Genomic DNA, 25603 nt, shown 5'->3' with positions numbered 1-25603 from the left:
TAAACAAAATTGTTACAAACAACACCAGAAAAAGCATATAATGCGTAAAAGTTATGGGGTCACTCTTTCACCTGTTAATAAGTTATGCAACAGTACAATGATATTGACCCATTCTTTCAGGACAGTTATTAGTGATAGACAGGTTACATTACTCGGATTGCTACGTTCCTGATTTGCTGCTAATTCGAAATTAATCAATCCGTTACCTGCAAGCGCCCATTGCTCTGTACCCAGGTCATCCCCTCTTTCACAGAGCGGCGAGCCAAATAACAAACTGGTAACGGTTGATTGATGCATACACAGAATCTTCCCTGCACTAACGACAGGGAAGGTGACGTGGAGAAGGCAAGTCTGAGTTCCGGCAGTCTTAAGCAATAAGGCGCTAAGGAGACCGTAAATGGCTGATACAAAGGCAAAAATCACCCTTACTGGTGACGCTGCTATTGAACTGGATGTGCTAAAAGGTACACTCGGTCAAGATGTTATTGATATTCGTAGTCTCGGTTCAAAAGGAGTTTTTACTTTTGACCCTGGTTTCACCTCTACCGCATCCTGCGAATCTAAAATTACCTTCATCGACGGCGACGAAGGTATTTTGTTGCATCGCGGTTTCCCGATTGACCAGCTTGCTACCGATTCCAACTATCTGGAAGTCTGTTACATCCTGCTGTACGGCGAAAAACCGACGCAGGAAGAGTATGACGAGTTCAGAACGACAGTCACCCGCCATACGATGATCCATGAGCAAATCACTCGCCTGTTCCATGCTTTCCGTCGCGACTCACATCCGATGGCGGTAATGTGCGGGATCACTGGCGCGCTGGCGGCGTTCTACCACGACTCGCTGGATGTGAACAATCCGCGCCACCGTGAAATCGCGGCGTTCCGCCTGCTGTCCAAAATGCCGACCATGGCGGCGATGTGTTACAAATATTCCATCGGTCAGCCGTTTGTATATCCGCGCAACGACCTTTCCTACGCCGGTAACTTCCTGAACATGATGTTCTCCACGCCGTGTGAAACCTATGAAGTGAATCCGGTACTGGAGCGCGCGATGGATCGTATTCTGATCCTGCACGCTGACCATGAGCAGAACGCCTCTACGTCAACGGTACGTACCGCAGGTTCAAGTGGCGCCAACCCGTTCGCCTGCATTGCCGCCGGGATCGCCTCCCTGTGGGGACCCGCGCACGGCGGCGCAAACGAAGCCGCGCTGAAAATGCTGGAAGAAATCAGCTCTGTTAAACACATTCCGGAATTTGTTCGTCGTGCGAAAGACAAGAATGATTCTTTCCGCCTGATGGGCTTCGGTCACCGTGTTTACAAAAACTACGATCCGCGCGCCACCGTGATGCGTGAAACCTGCCACGAAGTGCTGAAAGAGCTGGGCACCAAAGATGATCTGCTGGAAGTGGCGATGGAGCTTGAGCACATTGCGCTGAACGACCCGTACTTCATCGAGAAGAAACTGTACCCGAACGTAGACTTCTACTCCGGCATCATTCTGAAAGCGATGGGCATTCCGTCCTCCATGTTCACCGTGATCTTCGCCATGGCGCGTACCGTCGGCTGGATTGCACACTGGAATGAAATGCACACTGACGGCATGAAAATCGCCCGTCCTCGTCAGCTGTATACCGGCTACGATAAACGCGATTTTAAATCGGCGCTGAAGCGTTAATTGACAACCGGATGGCGACGCAACCCTCGCCATCCGGTACATTTTCCCTTTTTTCTTATCCTCATTCTTTTATTGTTACCCCGTTACTCTCTATGATTAATTAAGGTTTCGCTAAATATCATTCAGGGAGCATGGAATGCCGATTCTGCAGTGGTTTTTGTTGTTCCTGTTATCGCTGCTCATTTCCCTTATTTTTCTCTATCTGCACCTTCCGGCGGCAATGCTGCTCGGTCCAATGATTGCGGGTATCGTGTTGAGTTTGCGAGGTAGTACGCTACAACTTCCGCGCGGTATTTTTCTCGCCGCGCAGGCAATTCTCGGCTGTATGATCGCCCAAAATCTAACCGGTTCGATATTGACCACCCTCGCCCTCTACTGGCCAGTCGTGCTTTTAGTGTTGCTGGTGACGCTGCTTTCCAGCGCGATAGTCGGCTGGCTGCTGGTACGCTACAGCTCGCTGCCCGGCAACACCGGCGCATGGGGGTCTTCGCCGGGCGGCGCGGCGGCAATGGTAGCGATGGCGCAAGATTACGGGGCGGATATCCGCCTGGTGGCGTTTATGCAGTATCTACGGGTACTGTTTGTGGCTGGCGCGGCGGTGCTGGTGACACGCCTGATACTCGGCGACAGCGCGGCAGCGGTCAGCCAACAGGTGATCTGGTTTCCGCCGCTTAGCGGTAATGTATTGACGACGCTGCTATTAGCGATCGTGGCGGGCATTGCCGGTCGCCTGATGCGTATCCCTTCCGGCACGATGCTGCTCCCCATGTTGGCAGGCGCGCTTCTCCATTCGCAAGGCATCATTGAGATTGAATTACCCGAATGGCTGCTGGCCGTGGCGTATATGGCGATAGGCTGGCGTATTGGGCTGGGTTTTGACAGACAGGTTTTTTTTATGGCGCTGCGGCCATTGCCGCAAATCTTATTGTCAATTTTCGCGCTGATGGCGATTTGCGCCGCGATGGCGTGGGGAATGGCTTACTACATGCAGATTGATTTTATGACGGCTTATCTCGCCACCAGTCCCGGTGGTCTGGATACGGTTGCCGCGATCGCGGCAGGAAGCAGTGCCGATATGGCGCTCATCATGGCAATGCAAACCCTACGGCTGTTCAGTATTCTGTTAACTGGGCCAGCAGTGGCTCGTTTTATTTCAACCTATGCGCCCAAACAACCTTTGTAGGGCTGATAAGCGTCGCGCCATCAGGCAATAGCCGCTCGCCGATGGCGGTTCCGGCTATTTCTGGCAATGCGGGCACCAGTAAAACGGGCGTGAGGACAATGTTGTCTTTTCAATAATGCCGCCGCACCGCTCGCACGCTTCGCCGTCACGGTGGAAAACCTTAAAGCGAAACAGTGCGCCATGATGTTTGTTTTCATCCGCCTGACCGCGAGTCGTGTAGGACAGGCGCGGAATATCCAACAGCGCGTAAGAAAGCGCATTCAGTTGCGCCTCGTTGAGATCTTTCGCTTTATGCTGTCCGGTTAACCCTACCTGCCAGAGGATTTCAACGCGCAGATAATTCCCCAATCCCGCCAGAAAGCCCTGATCCAGCAACAGTCCGGAAAATTGTCGGTTGCGAAAACGCGGCGACAGCAATCGAGCTTTAACCTCTTCCGGAGTGAGACGCACGTCCAGCACATCCGGGCCGACTCGCTGTAAAAAGGGGTGTGTCGTGAGCTGCTCTGCTGTCAGCATTTCGATATCAGACGCGCTATAAAGCAGAATAGTTTTATCCGCCGTTTGTAGCCTGACGCGCAATATACGCGTGGTCTGTGGTATTTCACCGGTATCGATCACCCGCCATACGCCATAGAGTTGGTTGTGGCTGTAGAGCGTCAGGCCATTTGAAAAGTGGGTCAATAACGCTTTTCCCCGCGTCTCTATCCGGGTAACAATTTGACCGGTAAGTTGCGATTCATACGGTTTTAACTGTGCAAAGGCAAACCAGACATCGGTTAAGGGTTTGCCTTTGATTGCCGCCTCCAGGTTATCCGCCGCACGACGAATTTCCGGGCCTTCAGGCATGATAATATCCTTTGTTAACAGGTGATTAAGGGGCTGCGCCGCGCACTATGATAACATCGTCTTTCAGCTACAGCGCCGTCGCTATCGCTTTGATCATGATATTTTTTATCCGACAACTCCAGCATCGCTGCTGGAACGTGCTAAAACCGCCGCCATTAGCATCATCAACGTCCTGTGGCAGGCGCTTCACAACATAATAACGTGTAATCATCAGTGCCGTTCAATGTGACAGTTGTTGAAAAAATTGCCATTTTATGGAAACCATCAATCCATTCCCCGGAGTTAAATAAGTGAAGTGAAACGAACTACTTCTTTTTTTAACTTTGTAATGTACATTACATATATTCATTAATGTCCTATTCCGTCATGACAGCGGTAACGGGCAGATCAGGTTTTTTGTTCCAGTAAAGTGAGATAGAGATTAACGTAAGCATCAATCATATGCCTGGCCGTAAACATCTTCTCAAAGCGATGACGTGAGTTTTCGCCATAGCGCAGGGCGATCTCATCGTTATGCCACAATTCATTCATCGCCTCCACCAACGCAGCGCTGTCGTGCGGTGGGATCACACAGCCGTTAACCTTATCAAGGTTGATAAATGATGTTCCGGTACCAATCTCGCAGGAGATAAGCGGCCTTGCAAATCGCGCACCTTCCAGCAGAGTGATGCCAAAGGCTTCAGATCGCAGATGCGATGGAAACACGACGCCACGGCAAAGTTGAAAGAGAATATATTTATCCTCATCATTGAGCCTGCCGGTAAAAATGACGTTACGCAGCCCGCGAAGTTTCGCTTCACGTAGCACCTCGGTTTCCAGCGGCCCGCCGCCAACGATGACAACCGCCAGTTGGCTTTGTTCAGCGGCATCCAGCAAAATGTGCAATCCCTTGTAATAGCGAAAAGTGCCGACAAAGAGGAAAAAATTCTCGCCAACCGTTTTGCGCCAGTGTGCCAAGCGTAGCGGGTCGTGCTGAATATGATACTGTTGCAGACCAAAAGGTATGACCACCGTTTTGTCCAGGTATTGTTGTAACGTCTGGCTGGAAGCCACATAGTTAGGAGATGACGCCACAATACAATCAACGCTTGAAAGAAAGCGATGCTGTAATGGTTGATACAACTTCATTAACCGCTTTTGTTTCACGATATCAGAATGATAAGTGACTACCGTTTTGGCATCCGGACGTGTGCTCAGATGCAAAATATCCATAAATGGAAATGGGAAATGGTAATTAATAATGTCGTAGTTATCTTTAATTTTTTTAAACCGCTTTATTGCCTGTAGGGAAAACGGCGTGGAAGCGACTTCAGTTAATTGCTTATTATAAATGACCCGATGATCCTCATAAACAACAGGGCCAGTATTTTTATCCGGACTAAAAGTAAATACATCGGTAGATATTCCCTGTTGGGCAAGGCCCTGAGACAACTGGTAAATGACCTGCTCAATACCACCATAGGTATCAGGATAATAGGTCTTATAGACGTGTAAAACTCTCAACATATACCCTTAAATCAATTTATAGGCATTGATGGTCTGGGCTGCGCAGTTTTCCCAGGAAAACTGCCGGGCCTGAACAAAACCGCGTGCTATAGCCGTTTTCCGCCACTGTTCATCCTGTAGACTTTGTAAAATATGAGCACTTATCGCATCTATATCATTGGGTTCAGATAATAACCCCGCGTCACCGGCTACTTCAGGCAGAGAACTAACATTGGAACTCACGACCGGAATACCGCAGGACATTGCTTCAAGAACAGGTAATCCGAATCCCTCATAAAATGAGGGGTAAATAAAAGACCTGGCTGCTGCGTATAAATAAGGAAGGTCATTATCAGGAACATAGCCTAAATAGCGAAGCCAGCCTTCACGCTTACTCTTTTCGACAATCTGCCAAAGAGTATCGTCTTCCCAGCCGTGATAGCCACACAGGATTAAAGGATATCGCATACGCGTTTCCATCGGCAGCATCTGGTATGCCTGCAACAGGCCGCGAATATTTTTTCGCGGCTCCAGAGTGCCAATATATAGACCATAACATTGCCACTCCAATTGATATTTTTGTAGTACAGCCTGACATTCCATCTGACGACGTGGAATATAATCACTACTGCAGGCTAAAGTGGTTGTAATAATTCTCTCTGATGGATAATTGAACATGCGTATCATTTCCTGACGGGAAAAGTCAGAAACGGTCAAAATCAGTTTTGCCGAGGATAAACTTTCGCGCAGCGATTTCTCCATATAACGAACACGATCTTGCGGATGATACTCCGGGCAGGTAAATATCGAAATATCATGGAATGTTGCCACTGCGCGCTCAAGCCGATATGGTAGGTAAAAATTAGGACCGTGAAAAATGTAATCTTTATAATTACGCAATGCCCATGCCTGATGCCGTGGGTGCATCATAAAATAGGCGTCAATCAGTAATGGTTGACGACGTAAAAAAGCTGACAAGCGATGATGATTGTTTTTTTTATTATCCCCTTTATTTCCAGATAATGGTATTTGATCAATAAATGTAGTGCCGTGAAATAGCTTTAACTCTTCAATCTCACTAGCGACAGCAAGTTGCTTAACCAGTTCAAAAGAATAGCGGCCAATACCCGTTAATGGATATTTAATAGGTTCAGTTGCAAATATTATTTTCATAATCAGTTCATAGCAGGACGGTACCAACCGCCCCGCTTGAAAGTAATTATTTATTCACGGCAGGTGATATAATTGGTAGATTTTCCAACAGAAATTGAGTGCTCTGCTTCCAGGTTAACCAGTTTATATTTTCTGAACGAGGATGAATATTTTGTTCATAAAGAATTAACCATTCTTCAATAGCTTTAGCAATATTTCCCGGCGCCTCACCGGAAAAATAAAATGCGTGCTGTTGAGCAATCTCTCTAAATACTGGGATATCACGAATAATCACCGGTAGTTTTTTCTGTGCCGCCTCAATCAACGGTAAGCCGAATCCTTCTCCTAACGAGGCGAAAATCAGCGCGCGCGATTGTGTATATAGTTTCGATAAAAACTCATCGCTAATGTTCTGTAACCAGAACAGTTTTTTATTTAGTTGCGGGTGATGGCGTAGGCGTTCGCACAGCGCGTCAACTTTCCATCCCTGCTTACCAATAATAAAAAGATTATCGTTTTTACCCTGCTGCCACAGTTGCTCAAAAGCGGCCAGCGTTTGCGCATGTCCCTTCCTCGGCTCTATAGTGCCAACCATGATAAAAGACGGCTCAGCCGCTACTTTTGCCAGCAACTCATCGGCGTTTTCCGGCATACCCGTTGAGGGTAAACTATTATCAATGTCGGCACCGAGATGGAAATTACTTATCTTCAATAAGGGGTTAGCATTTACCCAGTGGTTGTTTTCGGCAATCCAGAGCTTTACGTCTTCCGCCACGCTCGCTGAGACGCAAATCAGTCGGTCGGCATGCTCCGCAAGGCAGGATAGCCAAATTGGGAATTCGCGTTGAATACCTTCAACACTCCATTCGGGCCGTCTTAGAGGTAAAATATCGTGCATCAGGAAACAGACGAATGCGCCAGCCGAGCGGATATAATCAATTGGTGTAGCCCCTTTCGAAAACAAATGCTCAGTCCGATCGGTAACAATGAGAATATCATCCTTACTGAATAACACGGGCTCATCAGAAGCGAATTCACAGTTGAAATGCCTGGAAAGATAGGCGTTAGCGTAGCGGTAGCATTCACCAGGCGTGTAGTAAACAGCGCTGACCTCATACCCTTCTACACCAGATTTCAACAGCTCGCTAAGAATACTACGCGATACGCGTTGAATGCCGGTCTTTGCATCGTGTTTCACTAATACGGAAATATCCACCAACAGCTTGCGCTGATGTTTTTTAAAGCTATTACGCGCTACCGCCCACGCCAGGCCAAGGCGATCAACCTCGCTCAATACATCAATTTCCTGTATTGCTGCAAATCGGGAAGCGCAAATATCGGCAACAGAAAGCGGAACGTGGTCCTTTTTCTCCATCAGTAATCGGCTAAAACCGTCGATAGCCAGTTTCGCCGTATTAGCCCAGGAAAACTTTGCCGACTGCGTTAACGCGTGTACTTTCAGAGCAATGAAAAAGGCGTCATCGGTAAGGGCTTTTTCCATCAACTGACGAATATCGTTCACGTCCCGCGGATCGAACATCGCCTCATCCCAGCCGATAACTTCCGGCAGGCTGGTTACGTTAGAGCCCAGCGTCGCAGCCCCGCAGCGCATTGCTTCCAGCGGCGGCAGGCCGAACCCCTCATGCAGCGATGGAAACACAAACAGCTTGCATAACGTATAGAGAGCAATCAAATCGTCATTAGCCAGAAAGCCGGTAAAAATAAGCTGATTACGAGCTAATCCATAGTTCTCCGCCAGGGTTAAGATGCGTTCCAGGTCGTCCGGATCCACCTTGTATGCCAACACCATTGGATAACGTTGCTGCAGGGATTTTGGCAATTGACTATAAGCCTTAATTAACGCTTCGATATTTTTTCGCGGCTCGATCATCGCCAGGGTTAAAATGTATTCATCAGGAAGTTTATACTTTTTTTTCAGGACTAAAATCTCATCGGCCGAGTACTCCTGGGGGCCAAACTCTTCGCCAACCGCAGAAGAGATATGGTGCACGCGAGATGCGGGAACATTTGTATATTCAATAAGCTCCTGCGCTGCGGATTGTGAAATGGCAAAGAAGGCATCAGCCTGTTCAAACTCTGCGAGTTTATTCATATAAAACTCGCGGAAATTAGGATCGCGAAGATAGTGCTCCGAATTGAGCAACGGAATCAAGTCATGGCATACACAAACTGTTTTCCACGGCACGTTATCAACAGGTATGGAGACAGTGTAGTTATCACTATGTCCTTCAAATAAATTAATGATGTAAACGATATCAGGATTAATATTAGCGATCGCTATGTCTCTCGCCGCCAGCGCAGCTTTGCTGCGACCATGATTATCGGTATTACAATAGGCGGTTGGGCCAGCCGCGGAAAAGATGAACATCTCCTCATCAGCCAGGATATCGTGGTAGGCTTTTTTGACATTATTAATATTGTCAATGGGGTACATGCCATTTATCAAAATACTAACGCGGTGTCCTTCTGAATTTTGAATAATGGCACGGCTCATAGCCAGAGTACTACGTCCGATCCCGCGGAATCTACTTTCCGACTGGTATCCCTGGACATCAATCAAAATGTGCAAGGTGATCTCCTTAATTATTTTTAGTTAGTTTGAGATAAATTTCATGGACTGCTGGCGGCAACATTTCAGGATGCAATACCTGTAACTCGGTCTGCGCAACCTGCTGCGTGCTGGCCTGGTACTGGCTATCCGGCAACGGATTCATTCGGCGGTAGAGCTGGTATGCGGGTTGATAAAGTCCTAACTTATGTAAAGTGTTTACCGCGTTATACTTCACTTTGGGATGTTTACGCAGGAACGAAAATGCAAACTGTAGGATTCGTTTTACCAGATGTTTACAGCGCTGGCTAAAACCATACTGCCGTAGCAAATGAATCTGTAGGCCGGCATAACGGTAACAACGGGTCATTCGCCATGAACGGCTGCGATGAATTTTGTCTATTTCATGGCGCAACTGATGTTTTACATTTTTTAAATGATGAATATCTTGATGGGCTGCCGCCAGCTTCTCCTGTAATATCGCTGTCTCAGGCGGCAACGACACAGCTTCCGCTGGCTGGCACCGGGCCTGTTGTAGTAAATTATCAAGCTGTTCAACGTGTTCAATAAGCCATTTCAGCTCGCTTTCCCCCCTCCTGGAACCAGCCCCGGCCATGACAGCGATATCAGATTCTGTCTTTGTTTCCGTCAGCGCAGCCATATCGTGCTCAAGCTGGATCATCTGCGTATTAAGTTGATACATCTGCTGACTCAGTTGTTCACAATGAGCCACCTCGTTACGCAGGCGGGTTTGGCTTTCCAGCAGCACCGTCTCCTGGGCGGTAATCCATTGCTCAATGGCGCTGATATTACTTTCCGGCGCCGGAAGCCGATCTTTGGTTTTAAACAACTGTGCCAACAGGGTAAAACTCCACGTATCAACTGGCTTTTGCCATACGGCGTATAACCAATTTGACCAGGGTTGCGGTAAATTAAAGGGGTGCAACGGCGCGGAACGCCATAATCCCTTCCAGCTTCGCTGTTCATCAAACAGTTCATTTACAAAAATGAAAAAGGACTGAACGATATTTGGCGGCCAACTGCAGTCGCGCGGGATTTTAACGATAGATCCAAAGTCAATCAGAAAGGCCTTTTGCTGACTATCAACCATTACATTCCAGAGACGGATATCATCGTGCCATAGTCCTTGTTTCTCCAGCTTAACCAGTTCCATGAGCAATGACTGCAGAATTTTTTCACGATCGGGGGTTTCACCAGCTCTTAGCATATCGCTTAACAGGCGACCTGATAATTTCTCCATTACCAGCCAGCCAAAGTGATCATTATTGCCATACGCCAGCAACTTAGGTGCTTTAAAACCTCGCGGCGGATGGGTAAGTATTTTCGCTTCGTTGTTTAACTCTTCCCGATTGCGCTGTCTCTCTTCGACGGTTAATAAATCGTCAGGAGTATTATAATAGAAAAGCTTACAGATATAATTTTCGCCGAAATAATAGCGTCGGCTCTTTTTATGCGCAAAACCAGCTCCCGCATACGGGTGATCCTGCCAGCGCTCAAATGGCTGGTTGAAATCCTCCAGTATCACACGAGTATTGCTTATCAGGAACATAGGTCGCGGCACGGGAGAAAGATGGGTATTAAACTGCCCAATCACGCGATAAAACGCGCATTGTTCAATCAATTCACGGGGATCATGCGGCTGAGAAATATACCAGAACAATGGCTCTTCTTTTACCGCTAACTCAAGGATCATCGCTTGTGTGCAGTCGGCCAGGCGCGACAGTAACCGTTTAACTTCTTCCACACCGTGGAGATGTACAATATGGTGGAAAACACTCAAACCAATAGCAAGATCGAACTGGTTCACGTTTAACGCCGCGATGGTATCTTCAATACGTCCAACCCGGAAAGTAACATCTAACACCGGGTACTCATCCGCTAAGGCCTGACAAACAGTAATATTTTCCTGTTGAAAATCTATACCAACAACGCTTGCCCCCCTGCTGGCGAGACTAAGGCTGAAGAAGCCCTGAGCACAGCCAAGATCGAGCACTCGCAATGGTCGACCCAGTTCACGAGATAAATGGTCGTACTGCTTAGTAATCAGCGCCAGTCTTTCATGGCAGTCACGCACAGCTTCGCCATCCCATTCAGGATGACCAAAAATTGTCTGATAAATTTCAGGTAGCTCGCTAACTAATTTATCTAAGTTAGTAGTCATGTAATTGTAATCTCAACTTCACTGGTAACTATTAAACGTTGCCTTAAGATCGATAATGCCCCAGAAATCCATACTCCTGGTGACATGTAATATGATGGAGTCATAGCGCCTGTCGAGTGGGGTCATATCGGTTTGCGGATTCCCTTCGGAGATACCGAATGAGAGCAAATAATCACTGCTGTTCAAGTCGACAGGAATGCTGAATTTAAATACGCGGATATCACCGCGGGATACGGAAATATTTTCGCGCCCTTCAGATGCGAGAAAAGAATTTGTGCCATACAGAAATAACCCATCAAGCGTTTTAATCAATAGTCCCGGCACTACACAGTCAAAATCGTGTTCAAAAATGACCTTCATTATAAAATCGACTTGCTGATTGCCGATAAGCGAAGGTGGAAAATCTTCGCCATTACTCTGAATAAGATAATCAATGATTTTCGCTCCACCCTGCCCCCAACGATACTCTTCCGGCCTGTAGCCCGGACGAGTGTGATAAACATCAGAAATCTTTTCCGGAGACATTTTTATGGCCGGGTCACTGATCCAGCCTTTATTCTTTGTCCGGTTGGACGCAGCCTTACCAGGCTTACCGAATAGTTCGTCCAGGTAGCGGTTAGTTACATCGCGCGCCGCACCATCCATACAAATATCACCATCTTTCAGGAAAATGGCACGTTCGCAGTGCTTAACGATATCGCCAGCACTGTGCGAAACCAGCAGCAGCGTAGTGCCTCGTTTTTTGAAATCAGCGATACGCGCGTAACATTTTGCCTGGAAACGCGAATCGCCAACCGAAAGCGCTTCATCAACAATCAAAATATCCGGACGTGCCGCCGTAGCGACGGCGAAAGCGAGGCGCATAAGCATACCGCTTGAATAGATGCGCGCAGGCTCATTGATATAATCACCAATATCGGCAAAAGCTTCGATTTCCGGCAGCAAACGCTCGATATCTTCTCGGCTTAGCCCCATCATTAGCCCGGACATATAAACGTTCTGAGTACCGGTAAAATCAGGATGAAACCCCATCCCTAATTCAAGTAGCGCTGCAACTCTTCCCCGAATTTCAATAGAACCTTTCGTCGGTTGCGTAGTACCAGTGAGTAATTTCAACAGAGTACTTTTCCCTGCACCATTTACGCCGACAATACCCACAGATTCTCCCGGCTTAATGGTGAAACTAATATCTTTCAGTACCCATTTTTTACTGTGCTGAGGTTTATCTCCAGGCAGTAGCTTCTCAATCACCCGATTCCATTTTGATGAATAGTATTTATACGCCTTACCGACGTTTCGAACTTTAATACTCATCTTTAAATCTCGTCCACAATATCAGCCGAATGTTTTTTAAACAGACGCCAGGCGAATAAAAACAGTATAAGAGAGATAATGGCTACTGGAAAAAGCGCCATCCAGTCAGGATGTTGTTGGTAGAGTATTACATCCTGATAAGAGCCAATAATCGATACCATAGGGTTATATACTAAAAATCCCGATACCCATTCCGGCAGGGTTTTGGAGACATAAACAATAGGTGTGAACCAGAACCAGAATTGCAGCAGAACATTCACGAACTGCCCAACATCGCGGACAAAAACATTCAACACTCCCAGGATAATCCCCAGTCCAAGAGTAAATAGCACCTGAATTATTAATACCGGAATAACTTCGAAAAAAATCCAGCCAGGAAAATTCCCGGTAATAAGGAGAAACCCAATAAATAATAAGAATATAATTAAGAAATTAATAAAAGCTGAAGAGGTAATAATAACAGGTAAACAAATACGTGGAAAACTCATTTTTTTAAGGATATTAGCATGAGTCAGAAATATATTGACAAGGTTATTCAGCATTTCGGTAAAAAAGCCCCAGGTCAGTACCCCTGAACATAAATAGATGCTATAGGCAAAGGGACCATCCATACCTGCCAACCGTGTACGCATTAGTTCCGAAAAAATAAGCGTATACACGGAAATCATAGCGACAGGCTGTAAAATCAGCCACGCTACGCCCAGAAAACTGGTTTGATAACGGGCCTGAAAGTCTCGCTTTACACTGTCAATAATAAAACCACGATAGCGATAAATCCTTGAAAACATAGGCCTCACAGCGTTTCCTCTTTTAGCATGTTGAGCAACTCGGCGGTCTTCTCATTCATCAGCGCAGGGGCTGCTTTCGATTCCACATTAAGACGTACCATCTGCTCAGTATTCGAGCAGCGCAGGTTAAAACGCCAGTCCGTATATTCGATGCTGATGCCATCCGTTGTGTCTACCTTCACCGCCTCCGACTCATAACGCTCGCGAATGCGCGCTATCACTGCCGCCGCATCGCCCAGTCTGCGGTTAATCTCACCCGACGCCGGATACGCAGCCTGGCGATCCGCCACCAGCGTCTTTAATGTATTCCCCTTCAGACATAGCAGTTCCGTCACCAACAACCATGGGATCATCCCACTGTCACAGTAAGCAAAATCCCGAAAGTAGTGGTGCGCGCTCATCTCCCCGCCGTATATCGCATCTTCCCGGCGCATCCGCTCCTTAATGAACGCGTGACCTGTTTTCGACATCACCGACGTCCCCCCGCAGCGAGTCACAATATCCACCGTATTCCACGTCAGGCGCGGATCATGAATGATTTTCGCCCCTGGTTGTTTTTGCAGGAACGCTTCTGCTAACAGGCCGACAATATAATAACCTTCGATAAATTCCCCATTGTTATCAAACATAAAGCAACGATCGAAGTCGCCATCAAAGGCGATACCCATATCTGCCCCGTGTTCTTGCACCGCATCCGATGTGTCCTGTCGGCATTCAGGCAGCAGCGGGTTGGGAATCCCGTTCGGGAAGTTACCATCCGGCTGATGATGAATCTTAACGAAGGTCATCGGTACGCCCGCCGCGGTAAAGCGTTTTTCTATCTCGTCAATGACATGCCCTGCTGTTCCGTTACCGGAGTTCACCACCAGTTTCAGCGTACGAGTAAAGTTCGCCAGATTTACGTAGCCCATCAAGTGGTCCACATATTCCTGCAGGATGGAAATCTGGCGCAAAGTGCCACGGCGGGAGGAGTCTATCGACGTAAAGCGGTTATCCTCCGCCAGACGCTGGATATCACGCAGCCCGGTATCACCACTGATGGGCTTTGCATTCTCCCTAACCAGCTTCATACCGTTATAATTTATCGGGTTGTGGCTGGCCGTTACTTCAATTCCGCCATCCAAACCCAAATAGAAAGTGGCAAAATAAATCTCTTCGGTACCGCTCAGACCAATATCCAGCACGTCGGTACCCGCATCCATCAATCCGTTGGCTAGCGCCTGCTTCAGGGACTCACTAGTCAGTCGCACGTCCCCCCCTACTACCACCTGACGTGGTTTCAGTAACTCGCCATAGGCGCGGCCGATACGGTAGGCAACATCGTCATTCAGTTCTTCGCCCAGTTCGCCACGAATATCGTAGGATTTAAAACAGTTAAGCTGAGTCATTCTAAATCTGTGTCCTGCAAAAAATTAGCAACAACCTACTGGCCTTTAATACGGGTAATGTCGTTTTCACCCAGGCACTGACTGGATTTCCAATATTTCGAGAGGAATGCAGCCCGGATTTTCCAGGCAGTGCTCAACACCGATGGGAATAAAAGTCGACTGATTTTCGTTGAGCAGAAATTGTTTGCCGCTGAGAGTGATTTTTCCGGTTCCTGCGAGAATAACCCAGTGTTCGGCGTAGTGATGGTGCATCTGCATCGAGAGCGACCCGCCAGGCTTGAGAGTAATGCGCCTGACGTTGAAGCGCGGGGTCTGCACCACCACGTCGCAGCAGCCCCACGGAAAGTAGGTTTCCAGATGGCACTTATATTCGCTGCGCTGGTTCAGCTTCAGATGCTCAACCACCTTTTTCACGTCCTGAGAGCAATTTTTGTTCATCACCAATACGGCATCCCTGGTGTTGACAATCACAAGATCCTGGACACCTATCGCCGCCACCAACTTTCCATCACTGTTGACGTAGCTGTTCTGAGTGTTATGCACCCAGGAATCACCTGTTAACACGTTATTCTGCTCATCCTTAGGACTAACATCCCACAAAGCGGACCAGGAGCCGACATCGCTCCAGTCCGTATTCAGTCCTACCACCACCGCATCGGCAGTTTTTTCCATCACTGCGTAGTCAACGGACTCCGCCGGGCAAGTACTGAACACCTCAAGCGGAATGCTGATAAAATTATTGCCTCTATCCGCTGCGCGCACCGCAGCGGTACAAGTTTTGAGAATATCGGGGCGGAATTTTGCTAGCTCAGAAAGATACTTTTTCGCCCGGAACATAAACATACCGCTGTTCCAGTAGTATTCTCCGGAGTTCAGATAGGCTTTGGCATGTGCCAGGTCAGGTTTCTCCACAAAGCGAGCGACCCGGTAAAGCGAGCGTTCACTTTCGACTAGCGCGTTGCCACGATGGATATAGCCATACCCGGTTTCCGGAGCGTTCGGCACAATGCCGAAAGTGACCAGATGGTCAGCCACGGCATAGCGTTCCGCGACACGAATGGCATCGTGGAAGAGCTGTTGGCTGTTGATGATATGATCGGCCGCGAGCACTAACATCAGCGGGTCGTCGCCGTTATGTATGGCCTGTAAAGCCGCCAGGGCGATAGCTGGAGCGGTATTACGCCCCACCGGTTCAAGTATGATATTTTTCGACAGCTTATTAAGTTGTCTGAGCTGTTCAGCCACCAGAAACCCGTGTTCTGCATTACAGATAATCATGGGCTCATGGATATCCAGACCGGAGAGGCGCAAGATAGTTTCCTGCAGCAGGGTATTCTGTCCGTACAGCCTCAGGAACTGTTTTGGATAAAGCTCACGGGACATCGGCCACAGGCGGCTACCGGCGCCGCCAGCCAAAATCACAGGAAGCAACATAATAAAATCCTTAAATGTCTGGTGGTTATAGTCCATGCTGCTTACGGCGTAAAATCAACAGATGAGCAAATGCATCCATAAGAGTCATAATCTTACGCTTTTGGTCTACCATATTGTTTTACCTACAAAATATTAGCAGGTAGTATTTGATGTCGGCATTAAAAAGGGCTGGAGGCGCTTTCAGGATTCAAATTATTTCCCACAAAGATCCTATTCTCTTTATTAGAGTATTCTCCTGCTTTATAAATATATCTTTATGTTAATAGCCAATAAATTTGCGATATTTTATTTATAATCAATTCGGCTATTTGCTCTACCATAGCAACAGGGAAAATATTTTAGGCGACACAGATAATGTTAAACAGTTTATCCAGAACCATTTTCAGTAATATCAGCAGGGTAAAATGAAATTTACTCAACGCATCCAGATAATTCCACGCTACCGCCACAGCGCGTAAACCTTCGCACTGATTACAGATTCATTAATGTCACACGTTATGCGGTATTTCTGGACAACGATGATTGCCATATTTATTTTGCGAAGATAACTCATTCAGAACGCAACATAATGGGTTTGAATACCGCACGGCATGATGTAAATATGCTGTCAGCATAAATCCGATGCGTTACCGGCCCCGGTTTTTACCAACGCACTCTGTTGACTGATGTCCGGGCCGACGTCCGGTATCCTTATTCTTACTGCATCAGATAGCGGTACTCCTGTCGGGATATCCCAGCGTTGTTTCAGCGTCTGCTCCGCGAGCCAGACCTGCCTCACGCCGGTTCCCAGCATACGGGCCGTCATTTCCGGGCTACAGCCTGACAATAGTAATCCCAGCACCCGCCGTCCCTGTTTTGGCAGACGCTCTGACAGTAACCTGACCAGCGTGCGGCTGTTTATCTCCATCACCAGCTCCGGTACGCTCAACGCGTTTTTCATCTCCTCCTCGTAAGGCGATGTCTGTAGTGATGACCATATGGCAAGCTCAGCCATTCTGGCCAGAACCCTTACCGACATGGCGCGTTTAACCAGCCTCAGATGGCGGAAGTAACCTTCCACGCTGACGTCAACCGGTAAAAACGCGTTACTGCTGCAAAAAACCACTGTCCGCGGATAACGCAGAAAAACCTGTTGCCACAGCAGAAGCTGGGTTGATGGCCGTCCGGCGGATATCACCATCGCGCCGGGCCACCGACGCAACCGATCAAGCAGCCCTTCTGGTGTCCTGAGACGAACGCAGTCCTCCACGCAAAGGCCGCCGGTATCCGGAAACTGCGCAGGATTTTCACCTGACTGACAAAACATAATCAGCCGGAGAGGCGGCAGTACTCTGGTTAACGTCTGCATATCAGTACGTCAGAACCTGGTACAGGCTGAACAACGCTGCGACGGTGGAGACCGCCAGCAGGAGCAAAAATATTTTCGCGCCCATACTGTACCGGCACTTACTGGTGCCCCCCCTTCCGGTGGACATTTCCGCATATTCTTGCGTCATCAGATTGTTCTCCTCTGGCCATTGCCGACCCGGCACTGCGCCAGCAACGGCAGCTTCGTGTTGTGGAAACAACATGTCCGCACCCTTTCGTGGACCGGGAGCCATTCCATGTCTGTATGAAAAATGACGTCTGGCCCTATCTAAACACAGCACTCTGACACCCTGTCCGGTTCTGCTTTTCGGCTGCACAGGCCGTCAGCCCCTGGTAGTAAATGCTCCTGCCGCAGGGTAATTCTGCCCTGTGCGGAGTACAAAATGACAAATAAAAAACACAGTAATCTTTTGATTTATATGTTGATTATGTAAATCAGTTCTTCCCTGAACAGACTTCTCAGTGATTTAACAATATGATTCAAAAAGTCAAATAACGGATTTAATTCTTTAATATGATAGTTAATTAGCATTAAATATTATTTAATACGTTTTTTTAACACTTAAAATTAACATTTTGTGCAGGCAGGACAAAAATGGATACAGCATAGTACTGGTTGGACCAGATAAATTTTCCCTTAGTTTTTTTATTGTTATAGGGATAACTCCTTAATAAGCAAGAGATTACGATTGCATGACTCTTGTGTGGAAGGGGTAAATCTGAGAGGATAATAAAAGCGTGAAGCGGACTTAACTTTTTGAATCAGAACGTACGGTTATACTCGACGTTTTTTTCGCCATATTCCATGAAAACGCCCGGCGTTACTTGCGGTGTATCTTACGGTGTGCTGGATATTCCTGTGCCCCAGATAGTCCTGTATGAGTCGTGTATCAATCCCTTTGTCAGCAAGGGCGTAGCCGCAGGCATGTCGCAGCATATGAGGATGTGGCGCTATTGTTAATTCGGCCAACCGCCCTGCCTCACGAAGTATGTAAAAAAATTGTTGCCTGCTGAGCGGATGCCGTCGCAGCGACAGGAACAGCCAGTCTCCGTCAGCCCCTTTCTCAAGATACTTCCTGGCCCTGAGCCAGCTTTTCAGTACGTTATACTCATCGGGAAGGAGGGGGTGACATGTTGAAAAGCCATTTTTAAGGCGCCGGATATAAAGCTGTCTTCCTGCAAGATCAATATCCGACAAGCGCAGCCCCAGCAGCTCACTGGCCCGGAAGCCGTGAATAAACGCCATCAGAATTAAGCAGCGGTTTCTTTCCGGGAAGGGCATTCTGTCAGTCGCTGACAGCAGTTTTTCAATCTCTTCTTGCGTAAGATATTTTCTTTTCACAAAACAAATCCATCATAACAAAATGAGTAATATACTAAAAAATCACTGATCAGATGAGTTTAATTTTCGCTAAAAAAGTTGCTATGCGTAAACAGCTTAAAATCCATATAGTTGGCAATCTGGCACGCTATCCATGACGTGATAGTGAAACAGCGAATCAATCTGGCTTCAGTCTCCTGATAAGTCGTCATGACGAGGAATATAAATGCTAAAAATGAGGCTATTGTGAGGTAAATCAATCAGAAAGGGTAATAAAGAGTCAGGTAGTTTACTCGCCCCGGAGGTTTGATTAGATGGCGATAGCTAACGATATCATAGTGATTTTCAAAAATTCTGCTGCTGGCAACAATAAGCTCATCATACTGGCTATTACAGCATCACTTGGTTATTTTTAATAATAATATATTATAAGGGGATTTATATAGTATTGAATAAATCCCTCTTCCTGACATTAAGAGAACAGAACACGATAATTTTTAGCAGCCGTAAGATAATAGCCTCAATCGTCTGGCTCTCAGGCAATAACGTGTATATTACGCGCATTAAACGCGGCGCGTAGCCTGCGTGCGAATGCAAGCGCATACTCGCCGTCGCCATGAATGCACACCGTTTGCGCCGTGACAGTCGTCCACACGCCAGTAACGCTTTTCACTCTCCCGGCTTGTACCATATCCAGCGTTTGCGCCAGCGCCTGCTCTTCGTCGTGAATCAGCGCGCCAGGTTGCATGCGCGGCACCAGGCTACCGTCGGCCTGATAGCCGCGATCGGCAAACACCTCCTGCCGCGTCACCAGGCGATGGCGCTCACCGGCCCGGATCAGCTCACTTCCCGCCAGTCCAACCAGTATCAGTGACGGATCATAGTCGTGTACCGCTTTCGCAATCGCCTGTGCCAGATGAGGATCTTTCGCCGCCTGGTTATAGAGCATACCGTGCGGTTTGACATGGCGCATCACGCCGCCTTGCGCCTGGACAATCGCCCCCAGCGCGCCGATTTGGTACAGCGTCTGGGCGTATACCGTTTCCGGCGGCAAAACCATCGCCGTCCGCCCAAAATTATCCCGATCCGGAAAGCTGGGATGCGCGCCGATCGCCACGCCGTTTTTCAGCGCCTCGCGCACGCAGGTCAGCATGGTTTGCGCATCACCGGCGTGAAAACCACAGGCGATATTGGCGGAGGAGACCAGCGTTAATAATTCGTTGTCGCTGGCGCAACCTTCGCCCAAATCCGCATTTAAATCAATGTTCATGCTGAAGTCGCCAGGTAAGCTGCTCCAGATAGCGCTGACGCTCGCGGCGCGCGTTGAGCGCCTCTTCCAGCGAACATTGCACAAAATGGATCGGTTGCCCTAGCGGGATCTGCGCCAGATGGTACATATCTGCCTCGATGATGCAGGCAATACGCGGATAGCCGCCAGTTGTCTGGGCATCATTCATTAGCACAATAGGTTGGCCGTTGTAAGGCACCTGCACGACACCGGGCAGCAAACCGTGCGACAGCAGTTCGCGATCCGTTGTCCGCGTTAACGATTGTCCCTGCAAACGATAGCCCATGCGATTACTTTGCGGACTGAGCTGCCACGGCGAACGCCAGAACGCTTCTTGCGAGGCGCGATCGAATTCACGGTATTCCGGCCCCGGCAGCGCACGGATGCGATTCCCCCACAGTAACTGCTTCACGCCCTGCGGCCCGCTAAACTGTCGCGATGGTTTACCCGTCGCCAACCGATCGCCATCTTTTAGCAGCCGTCCTTCCAGCCCACCGATACCGGACTTCAGATCGGTACTACACGATCCCATCACCTCCGGCACAGCAATACCGCCCGCCACCGCCAGATAGCTACGCATCCCGTGAAGCGGTCGATGCAGCGTAAGACGCTGACCCGCTTTTACCGGCAATCGCCAGCCGGTCCAGACCGGTTGATCATCCAACTGCGCTTCGCAGCCCGCGCCGGTAAGAGCGAACCAACTTTCATTTTCAAATTCGACAACCAGTTGACCGAGAGTGATTTCCAGCGCCGGGGCATTCGCATCGTTCCCGACCAGGAGATTAGCGGTCTGAAAGGCGGGTTTATCCAGCGCACCGCAGTGACTCAGCCCCGACTGACGAAAGCCGTGACGCCCGCTATCCTGCACGGAGGTGTAAATCCCCGCGCGAATAATATTCAGCATATTCCCTCCTTTTGCGGCACAAAGCGTACGCTATCGCCAGGGCGTAGCAGAACCGGGGGCTCCCGCATCGGATCGAATAACTTCAACGGCGTGAGGCCGATCAGCTGCCAGCCGCCCGGCGTGGATAATGGATAAATCCCCGTCTGCGCGCCGCCGATGCCGACAGAACCGACCGGAACCTGCAGGCGCGGCTCCGCGCGTCTGGGCATATGGAGCGGTTCTGGTAAATTCCCAAGATAGGGAAAGCCAGGCTGAAAGCCTAAAAACCAGACGACATACTCAACGGAGGCATGTAGCTCCACGACCTGCTTTTCACTCAAACCGCTGTGCCGTGCCACCGCCGCCAGATCCGGCCCGCCTGCGCCGCCATAGATCACCGGGATCTCAACCGAACGCGAGTCCGGCTCCAGCGCCTCGCTCTCTTCCCACCAGCGCTGCAGACGCTCAATCGCATCCAGCGCCAGGGTTTGCGGTTCCCGCAAGATCACGGTGATATTGTTCATCCCGGGAATGGCTTCCACCACGTTCGGCATATCGACCAGACGCTGCGTCAGACGCCAGATGCGTTTCTGGCTCGCCAGCGTAATCGGCGGTTCAAGTTCCAGGACGACCGCCGTTTCGCCTAACAGATAACAACGCGCTCGCTGCACTTTATTACCTCTCAGTTATGCCGGGTTAGGGATATCAATAAACGTCACATCCAACGCCGTGTTTTCGTTCAACCATTCGCTCAGGGCGCGAATACCGCCGCGTTCAGTGGCATGGTGCCCGGCGGCATAAAAATGCAGCCCCTGTTCGCGCGCGGAATGAATGGTCTGTTCAGACACCTCGCCGGTAATAAAAGCATCCACGCCGAAGCGGGCGGCGCTATCAATAAAACTTTGTCCGCCGCCGGTACACCAGGCGACACGCTGCACATTCTCTGGCCCGGTATCGCCACACCATAGCGGTTTACGCCCCAGACGCGCTTCAATCCATGAGGCCAGTTCCAGCCCCGGCACCGGCATTGAGAGCTCTCCCCACGGCACCAGCGGCTCAATTTCTCCTTTTACGGTAATGCCCAATAGCGCCGCCAACTGCGCATTGTTGCCCAGCTCAGGGTGCGCATCCAGCGGCAGATGCCAACCGTAAAGGTTAATATCATTTGCCAGTAACGTTTTTAAGCGACGGCGTTTCATGCCGCGAATAACCGGAGACTCGCCTTTCCAGAAGTAACCATGATGAACAATGACCGCATCGGCCTGCAAACGCACCGCCTCATCGAGCAGCGCCTGACTTGCGGTCACGCCGGTAACGATTTTCTGTACCGTCTCTTTTCCTTCGACCTGTAAACCATTCGGCGCATAATCGCTTATTGCCGCACTGTTCAGCTTGTCGTTAATCAGTTGTTCCAGCTCGGTGTTTTTCATCATCGCTCCCTTTAACCCACGTTCTACTTTCCCGTTACGGGTTCAGCCTCCGTTAACATAGCCTCCCGTTAGCCGTTCGTCGATAAACATTTGTTTGACACATCAAGAAACAATCACCCCCGGTGTTTGGCGCAAATTACTTAGCAAAACACGATCGATTTCATGTATATTTATGCAATCAGAACGCATATTGCAGAAAAAATCAGTTCTGTATCATGTTGGTAACTTTAAGGAAACACGGCGATACGGCAGACTTAATAAGCCCACAAAGAAAGGCATTATCAAAGAATACCGCTTTCTTGCCGCAGCGCCTCTATCCCGGAAATACGATGAATAAACAAGCATCTCAACCCCGCGCTATTTACTACGTTGTCGCTCTGCAAATTTGGGAGTACTTCAGCTTTTATGGTATGCGCGCCCTACTGATTCTTTATCTCACCAATCAGCTAAAATACGACGATAACCACGCCTATGAGTTATTCAGCGCTTATTGTTCGCTGGTCTACGTAACGCCGATTCTTGGCGGCTATCTGGCGGATAAGGTGCTTGGCAACCGAATGGCAGTCATGCTGGGCGCATTTTTAATGGCTATAGGTCATTTAGTGCTGGGCGCCAGTGAGATCGCGCCGACATTCCTTTATCTGTCGCTGGCGATCATTGTCTGCGGCTACGGCCTGTTTAAATCGAATATTAGCTGCCTGCTGGGCGAACTGTACCAGCCGGAAGATCCGCGCCGCGATGGCGGGTTCTCGCTGCTTTACGCAGCGGGTAATATTGGTTCGATCGTGGCGCCTATCGCCTGCGGCTATGTGCAAGAGGAGTACAGTTGGGCGATGGGCTTTGCGCTCGCCGCCATTGGTATGCTGGCGGGGTTAGTGATCTTCCTGTGTGGAAATCGTCATTTCACCCACACCACCGGCGTGAATAAAGCCGTGTTGTGCGCCAGAAACTACCTGCTGCCGAACTGGGGCTGGCTGTTAATTTTGCTGGTAGCGGCGCCGTTGCTGATTACCGTTCTGTTCTGGAAAGAATGGTCTGTCTATGCCTTAATCGTGGCGACCGCGATCGGCCTGGTCGTGCTGGCAAAAATTTATCGTCAGGCGCAAACGGCCAAACAGCGCAAAGAACTGGGGCTGATTGTCACCCTGACCCTGTTCAGTATGCTGTTCTGGGCGTTTGCCCAGCAGGGCGGCAGTTCTATCAGCCTGTATATCGACCGCTTTGTGAACCGCGATATTCTGGGCTATTCTGTTCCTACCGCCATGTTCCAGTCGGTGAACGCCTTTGCCGTGATGCTGTGTGGGGTCGTCCTGGCCTGGCTGGTTAAAGAGAGCGTAAGCGGTAATCGCACCGTGCGTATCTGGGGCAAATTCGCGCTGGGTCTCGGTCTGATGAGCGCCGGATTCTGTATTCTGACCCTGAGCGCACGCTGGTCCGCCGCTTACGGACACTCCTCAATGCCGCTGATGGTGCTGGGACTGGCGGTGATGGGCTTTGCCGAGCTGTTTATCGACCCGGTCGCCATGTCGCAAATTACGCGCATTGATATCCCCGGCGTCACCGGCGTATTAACCGGAATTTATATGCTGCTGTCCGGCGCGATAGCTAACTATCTGGCAGGCGTCATCGCTGACCAGACCTCGCAAAGCGCCTTCGACGCCAGCGGCGCGGTTAATTACGCCATCAACGCCTATGTGGATGTTTTTGAACAGATCACCTGGGGCGCGTTAGCCTGCGTAGGGGTTGTCCTGCTGATTTGGCTGTATCAGTCCTTCAAATTCAAAAGCCGCGCGCTGGCCGTCGAATCCTGATAGCAGAAGGCCCGGTAGTTTGCGCTACCGGGCCTGTATCACGTCCCTTTTCTCGCCGCCTCATAGGCGGAAAGCGTCGCGATTCTCGCCTGTTTGTGTTCAACAATGGGCCGAGGATAATCAAGCACGACTCCCGCTTTTTCCGCCCACCGCCACGGCTCGTGAATCGCTTTTCCAGGGATATCGCGTAATGCCGGTAGCCACTGGCGGATAAATTCGCCGTCGCGATCGAACCTCTCTCCCTGAGTCGTGGGATTAAAAATACGAAAATAAGGCGCGGCGTCAGTACCGGTTGAAGCGGCCCACTGCCAGCCGCCATTATTGGCGGCAAGATCGCCGTCAATAAGCTGCGACATGAAATAGCGCTCCCCCAACCGCCAGTCAATCAGCAGATCTTTTATCAGAAAGCTGGCGGTAATCATGCGTAAACGGTTATGCATCCAGCCCGTCGCGTTAAGCTGGCGCATCGCCGCATCGACAATGGGATAACCGGTTTCGCCTTTCTGCCATGCCTGAAAATAGTGTGAGTTCTCCTGCCACGCGACGCGTTTTGTCCAGCGGATAAACGGCTGGTGTTTGCATAATGCCGGATACCAGGTCATTAAATGACGGTAAAATTCCCGCCAGATGAGCTCATTCAACCAGACGCTTCCCGGTCCGCCGTCCAGCGCCTGCGGCTGCTCCGCCAGTAATCGGTGCAGGCACTGTCGCGGCGACAGGCCACCCGTCGCCAGGCTGGCGGAAAGCCGACTGGTGCCGTCGACCGCAGGGAAATCCCGCCGTGACTCATACCCGTCCGCGCCCTGCGCGCAGAACTGACGTAGCTGCGCGATGACCGCGTTTTCTTCCACCGGGAAAAGCGCGGCGTCAAACGCCTGTTGCGGGTAGTTAAGCGAAACTGGCGTTAAGGGTGTAGAAAGCGCGCCGCTCACCCGGATCTTCGGGGCCGGAACGCACGGCGGGATATTCTCTTTTAGCCGTTTCAACCAGGCGTTTTTAAACGGCGTAAAAACTTTATACATTTCATGATTGCCGGTCATCACCGCGCCGGGCGCCAGAATCACGCTATCGTCAAAGCCTTCGCAGATGACAGATGGCAGCGTTTTTTCCACCGCCGCGTCACGCTGACGCTCGTTAAACTCATACTGATAGTTATAAAACAGATGGCTGACGTCATGCTGTCGGCAAACGTTTTTGACCGTTTCAATACTGGCATTAAAATCCGCCACTTCATGAAACAGCAGCGGAATCCCTTTCTCTGCAAGGGCCGTCTGTAGCGCATTGAGCTGCGCGCTGATGAATGCCGCCTGCCGCGGCGCCATATCATGAGCATGCCACTGCGCGGGGGTGGAAATATAAAGCGCCAGCACCCGCGCGGATGCATCGCGGCAGGCGGCGGCCAGCGCAAGGTTATCCTGTAAACGCAGATCGCGCCTGAACCAGACTAAATGGGTGGGCATACAACTCCTGAAAGATGAAA

At 49.6% G+C, this 25603-nt stretch carries 22 protein-coding genes and 2 pseudogenes; 4 read left to right on the top strand and 20 right to left on the bottom strand.

Annotation, left to right across the window (positions count from 1 at the left end):
• Window positions 1-51: 51 nt before the first annotated feature.
• On the bottom strand, window positions 52-297 hold the full coding sequence (locus tag ACLD11_RS15655; RefSeq protein WP_001539488.1) for a hypothetical protein: 246 nt from the start codon (window positions 295-297) through the stop codon (window positions 52-54).
• Between the two features lie 100 nt (window positions 298-397).
• Between ACLD11_RS15655 and ACLD11_RS15650 the strand changes: the two genes are divergently transcribed.
• Entirely contained in the window at window positions 398-1681 is a 1284-nt protein-coding gene (locus ACLD11_RS15650) for a citrate synthase (RefSeq protein WP_023203106.1), read from the top strand.
• A 136-nt stretch (window positions 1682-1817) separates the two neighbouring features.
• Window positions 1818-2864 carry an AbrB family transcriptional regulator gene (locus tag ACLD11_RS15645; protein WP_126479170.1) on the top strand — a complete coding sequence of 349 codons (1047 nt, stop codon included), beginning with the start codon at window positions 1818-1820 and terminating at the stop codon, window positions 2862-2864.
• Between the two features lie 54 nt (window positions 2865-2918).
• Here ACLD11_RS15645 and nei read toward each other — a convergent pair whose 3' ends face one another.
• On the bottom strand, window positions 2919-3710 hold the full coding sequence (gene nei / locus ACLD11_RS15640) for an endonuclease VIII (RefSeq protein WP_411012068.1): 792 nt from the start codon (window positions 3708-3710) through the stop codon (window positions 2919-2921).
• Window positions 3711-3777: 67 nt separating this feature from the next.
• Window positions 3778-3921, bottom strand: coding sequence for a hypothetical protein (locus tag ACLD11_RS15635; RefSeq protein ID WP_411012067.1), 144 nt, complete (start codon window positions 3919-3921; stop codon window positions 3778-3780).
• On the opposite strand from ACLD11_RS15635, the pseudogene ACLD11_RS15630 reads away from it, so the two are divergent.
• Window positions 3880-4000, top strand: a pseudogene (locus ACLD11_RS15630) (IS630 family transposase); the annotation flags it as partial. The gene ACLD11_RS15635 and the pseudogene ACLD11_RS15630 sit on opposite strands and share 42 nt — an antisense overlap.
• Before the next feature lie 97 nt (window positions 4001-4097).
• On the opposite strand, the gene ACLD11_RS15625 reads toward ACLD11_RS15630, so the two are convergent.
• From ACLD11_RS15625 to ybgI, 16 genes and pseudogenes are all read right to left on the bottom strand, one after another.
• On the bottom strand, window positions 4098-5213 hold the full coding sequence (locus tag ACLD11_RS15625; RefSeq protein ID WP_411012070.1) for a glycosyltransferase family 4 protein: 1116 nt from the start codon (window positions 5211-5213) through the stop codon (window positions 4098-4100).
• Between the two features lie 9 nt (window positions 5214-5222).
• Window positions 5223-6368: a glycosyltransferase family 4 protein gene (locus ACLD11_RS15620; protein WP_220536539.1), complete on the bottom strand. Its 1146-nt coding sequence runs from the start codon at window positions 6366-6368 to the stop codon at window positions 5223-5225.
• A gap of 46 nt (window positions 6369-6414) precedes the next feature.
• Entirely contained in the window at window positions 6415-8937 is a 2523-nt protein-coding gene (locus ACLD11_RS15615; protein WP_411015088.1) for a glycosyltransferase family 4 protein, read from the bottom strand.
• Between the two features lie 10 nt (window positions 8938-8947).
• The gene (locus ACLD11_RS15610) at window positions 8948-11098 is read right to left on the bottom strand and encodes a methyltransferase domain-containing protein (protein WP_411015087.1); all 2151 of its coding nucleotides are present in this window, start codon (window positions 11096-11098) and stop codon (window positions 8948-8950) included.
• A gap of 18 nt (window positions 11099-11116) precedes the next feature.
• Complete coding sequence (locus tag ACLD11_RS15605) at window positions 11117-12412, bottom strand: ABC transporter ATP-binding protein (RefSeq protein WP_411015086.1); 1296 nt, start codon at window positions 12410-12412, stop codon at window positions 11117-11119.
• A gap of 2 nt (window positions 12413-12414) precedes the next feature.
• The gene (locus tag ACLD11_RS15600; protein WP_411012063.1) at window positions 12415-13200 is read right to left on the bottom strand and encodes an ABC transporter permease; all 786 of its coding nucleotides are present in this window, start codon (window positions 13198-13200) and stop codon (window positions 12415-12417) included.
• 5 nt (window positions 13201-13205) lie between these two features.
• Complete coding sequence (cpsG, locus tag ACLD11_RS15595) at window positions 13206-14588, bottom strand: phosphomannomutase CpsG (RefSeq protein ID WP_411012062.1); 1383 nt, start codon at window positions 14586-14588, stop codon at window positions 13206-13208.
• Between the two features lie 35 nt (window positions 14589-14623).
• Window positions 14624-16022 (bottom strand): annotated as a pseudogene (locus ACLD11_RS15590) (mannose-1-phosphate guanylyltransferase/mannose-6-phosphate isomerase).
• Window positions 16023-16629: 607 nt separating this feature from the next.
• Entirely contained in the window at window positions 16630-17370 is a 741-nt protein-coding gene (locus ACLD11_RS15585) for a transport protein (protein ID WP_411015085.1), read from the bottom strand.
• Between the two features lies 1 nt (window position 17371).
• Entirely contained in the window at window positions 17372-17707 is a 336-nt protein-coding gene (locus ACLD11_RS15580; RefSeq protein ID WP_077957009.1) for a hypothetical protein, read from the bottom strand.
• Between the two features lie 458 nt (window positions 17708-18165).
• Window positions 18166-18732: a tyrosine-type DNA invertase gene (locus tag ACLD11_RS15575; protein WP_000824704.1), complete on the bottom strand. Its 567-nt coding sequence runs from the start codon at window positions 18730-18732 to the stop codon at window positions 18166-18168.
• A gap of 59 nt (window positions 18733-18791) precedes the next feature.
• Entirely contained in the window at window positions 18792-18923 is a 132-nt protein-coding gene (locus ACLD11_RS15570) for a hypothetical protein (protein ID WP_411012060.1), read from the bottom strand.
• Between the two features lie 323 nt (window positions 18924-19246).
• Window positions 19247-19981, bottom strand: coding sequence for a 5-oxoprolinase subunit PxpA (gene pxpA, locus ACLD11_RS15565; RefSeq protein WP_023218325.1), 735 nt, complete (start codon window positions 19979-19981; stop codon window positions 19247-19249).
• Window positions 19971-20903 (bottom strand): 5-oxoprolinase subunit PxpC, encoded by a 933-nt coding sequence (pxpC, locus tag ACLD11_RS15560; RefSeq protein ID WP_411015084.1) that lies wholly within the window; start codon window positions 20901-20903, stop codon window positions 19971-19973. The genes pxpA and pxpC overlap by 11 nt, the downstream gene beginning before the upstream one ends.
• Entirely contained in the window at window positions 20897-21553 is a 657-nt protein-coding gene (pxpB, locus tag ACLD11_RS15555; RefSeq protein ID WP_411012058.1) for a 5-oxoprolinase subunit PxpB, read from the bottom strand. Before pxpB ends, pxpC begins: the two co-directional genes overlap by 7 nt.
• A 15-nt stretch (window positions 21554-21568) precedes the next feature.
• Complete coding sequence (gene ybgI / locus ACLD11_RS15550) at window positions 21569-22312, bottom strand: radiation resistance protein YbgI (RefSeq protein ID WP_000798844.1); 744 nt, start codon at window positions 22310-22312, stop codon at window positions 21569-21571.
• A gap of 329 nt (window positions 22313-22641) precedes the next feature.
• Between ybgI and ACLD11_RS15545 the strand changes: the two genes are divergently transcribed.
• Window positions 22642-24123 carry an MFS transporter gene (locus tag ACLD11_RS15545; protein ID WP_001041123.1) on the top strand — a complete coding sequence of 494 codons (1482 nt, stop codon included), beginning with the start codon at window positions 22642-22644 and terminating at the stop codon, window positions 24121-24123.
• A gap of 38 nt (window positions 24124-24161) precedes the next feature.
• On the opposite strand, the gene phrB is transcribed toward ACLD11_RS15545, so the two are convergent.
• Window positions 24162-25583 carry a deoxyribodipyrimidine photo-lyase gene (phrB, locus tag ACLD11_RS15540; RefSeq protein WP_183059891.1) on the bottom strand — a complete coding sequence of 474 codons (1422 nt, stop codon included), beginning with the start codon at window positions 25581-25583 and terminating at the stop codon, window positions 24162-24164.
• Window positions 25584-25603 lie beyond the last annotated feature (20 nt).

The organism is Salmonella sp. 741265116_PST (assembly GCF_046567715.1).
In the GTDB taxonomy this organism is placed as follows: domain Bacteria; phylum Pseudomonadota; class Gammaproteobacteria; order Enterobacterales; family Enterobacteriaceae; genus Salmonella; species Salmonella enterica.
Note: the sequence above shows the minus strand (reverse complement) of the source record. Positions and strands in the feature narration are given on the sequence as shown.

Excerpts from the sequence above, each read along its gene's own strand:
- nei (WP_411012068.1), bottom strand. The coding sequence starts at position 3,710 with ATGCCTGAAGGCCCGGAAATTCGTCGTGCGGCGGATAACCTGGAGGCG.
- ACLD11_RS15585 (WP_411015085.1), bottom strand. The coding sequence starts at position 17,370 with ATGCAGACGTTAACCAGAGTACTGCCGCCTCTCCGGCTGATTATGTTT.
- ACLD11_RS15600 (WP_411012063.1), bottom strand. The coding sequence starts at position 13,200 with ATGTTTTCAAGGATTTATCGCTATCGTGGTTTTATTATTGACAGTGTA.
- ACLD11_RS15645 (WP_126479170.1), top strand. The coding sequence starts at position 1,818 with ATGCCGATTCTGCAGTGGTTTTTGTTGTTCCTGTTATCGCTGCTCATT.
- ACLD11_RS15655 (WP_001539488.1), bottom strand. The coding sequence starts at position 297 with ATGCATCAATCAACCGTTACCAGTTTGTTATTTGGCTCGCCGCTCTGT.
- ACLD11_RS15650 (WP_023203106.1), top strand. The coding sequence starts at position 398 with ATGGCTGATACAAAGGCAAAAATCACCCTTACTGGTGACGCTGCTATT.
- pxpA (WP_023218325.1), bottom strand. The coding sequence starts at position 19,981 with ATGAACATTGATTTAAATGCGGATTTGGGCGAAGGTTGCGCCAGCGAC.
- phrB (WP_183059891.1), bottom strand. The coding sequence starts at position 25,583 with ATGCCCACCCATTTAGTCTGGTTCAGGCGCGATCTGCGTTTACAGGAT.
- cpsG (WP_411012062.1), bottom strand. The coding sequence starts at position 14,588 with ATGACTCAGCTTAACTGTTTTAAATCCTACGATATTCGTGGCGAACTG.
- pxpC (WP_411015084.1), bottom strand. The coding sequence starts at position 20,903 with ATGCTGAATATTATTCGCGCGGGGATTTACACCTCCGTGCAGGATAGC.
- ACLD11_RS15570 (WP_411012060.1), bottom strand. The coding sequence starts at position 18,923 with ATGACGACTTATCAGGAGACTGAAGCCAGATTGATTCGCTGTTTCACT.
- ACLD11_RS15620 (WP_220536539.1), bottom strand. The coding sequence starts at position 6,368 with ATGAAAATAATATTTGCAACTGAACCTATTAAATATCCATTAACGGGT.
- ACLD11_RS15610 (WP_411015087.1), bottom strand. The coding sequence starts at position 11,098 with ATGACTACTAACTTAGATAAATTAGTTAGCGAGCTACCTGAAATTTAT.
- ACLD11_RS15605 (WP_411015086.1), bottom strand. The coding sequence starts at position 12,412 with ATGAGTATTAAAGTTCGAAACGTCGGTAAGGCGTATAAATACTATTCA.
- ACLD11_RS15545 (WP_001041123.1), top strand. The coding sequence starts at position 22,642 with ATGAATAAACAAGCATCTCAACCCCGCGCTATTTACTACGTTGTCGCT.
- ACLD11_RS15635 (WP_411012067.1), bottom strand. The coding sequence starts at position 3,921 with ATGATTACACGTTATTATGTTGTGAAGCGCCTGCCACAGGACGTTGAT.
- ybgI (WP_000798844.1), bottom strand. The coding sequence starts at position 22,312 with ATGAAAAACACCGAGCTGGAACAACTGATTAACGACAAGCTGAACAGT.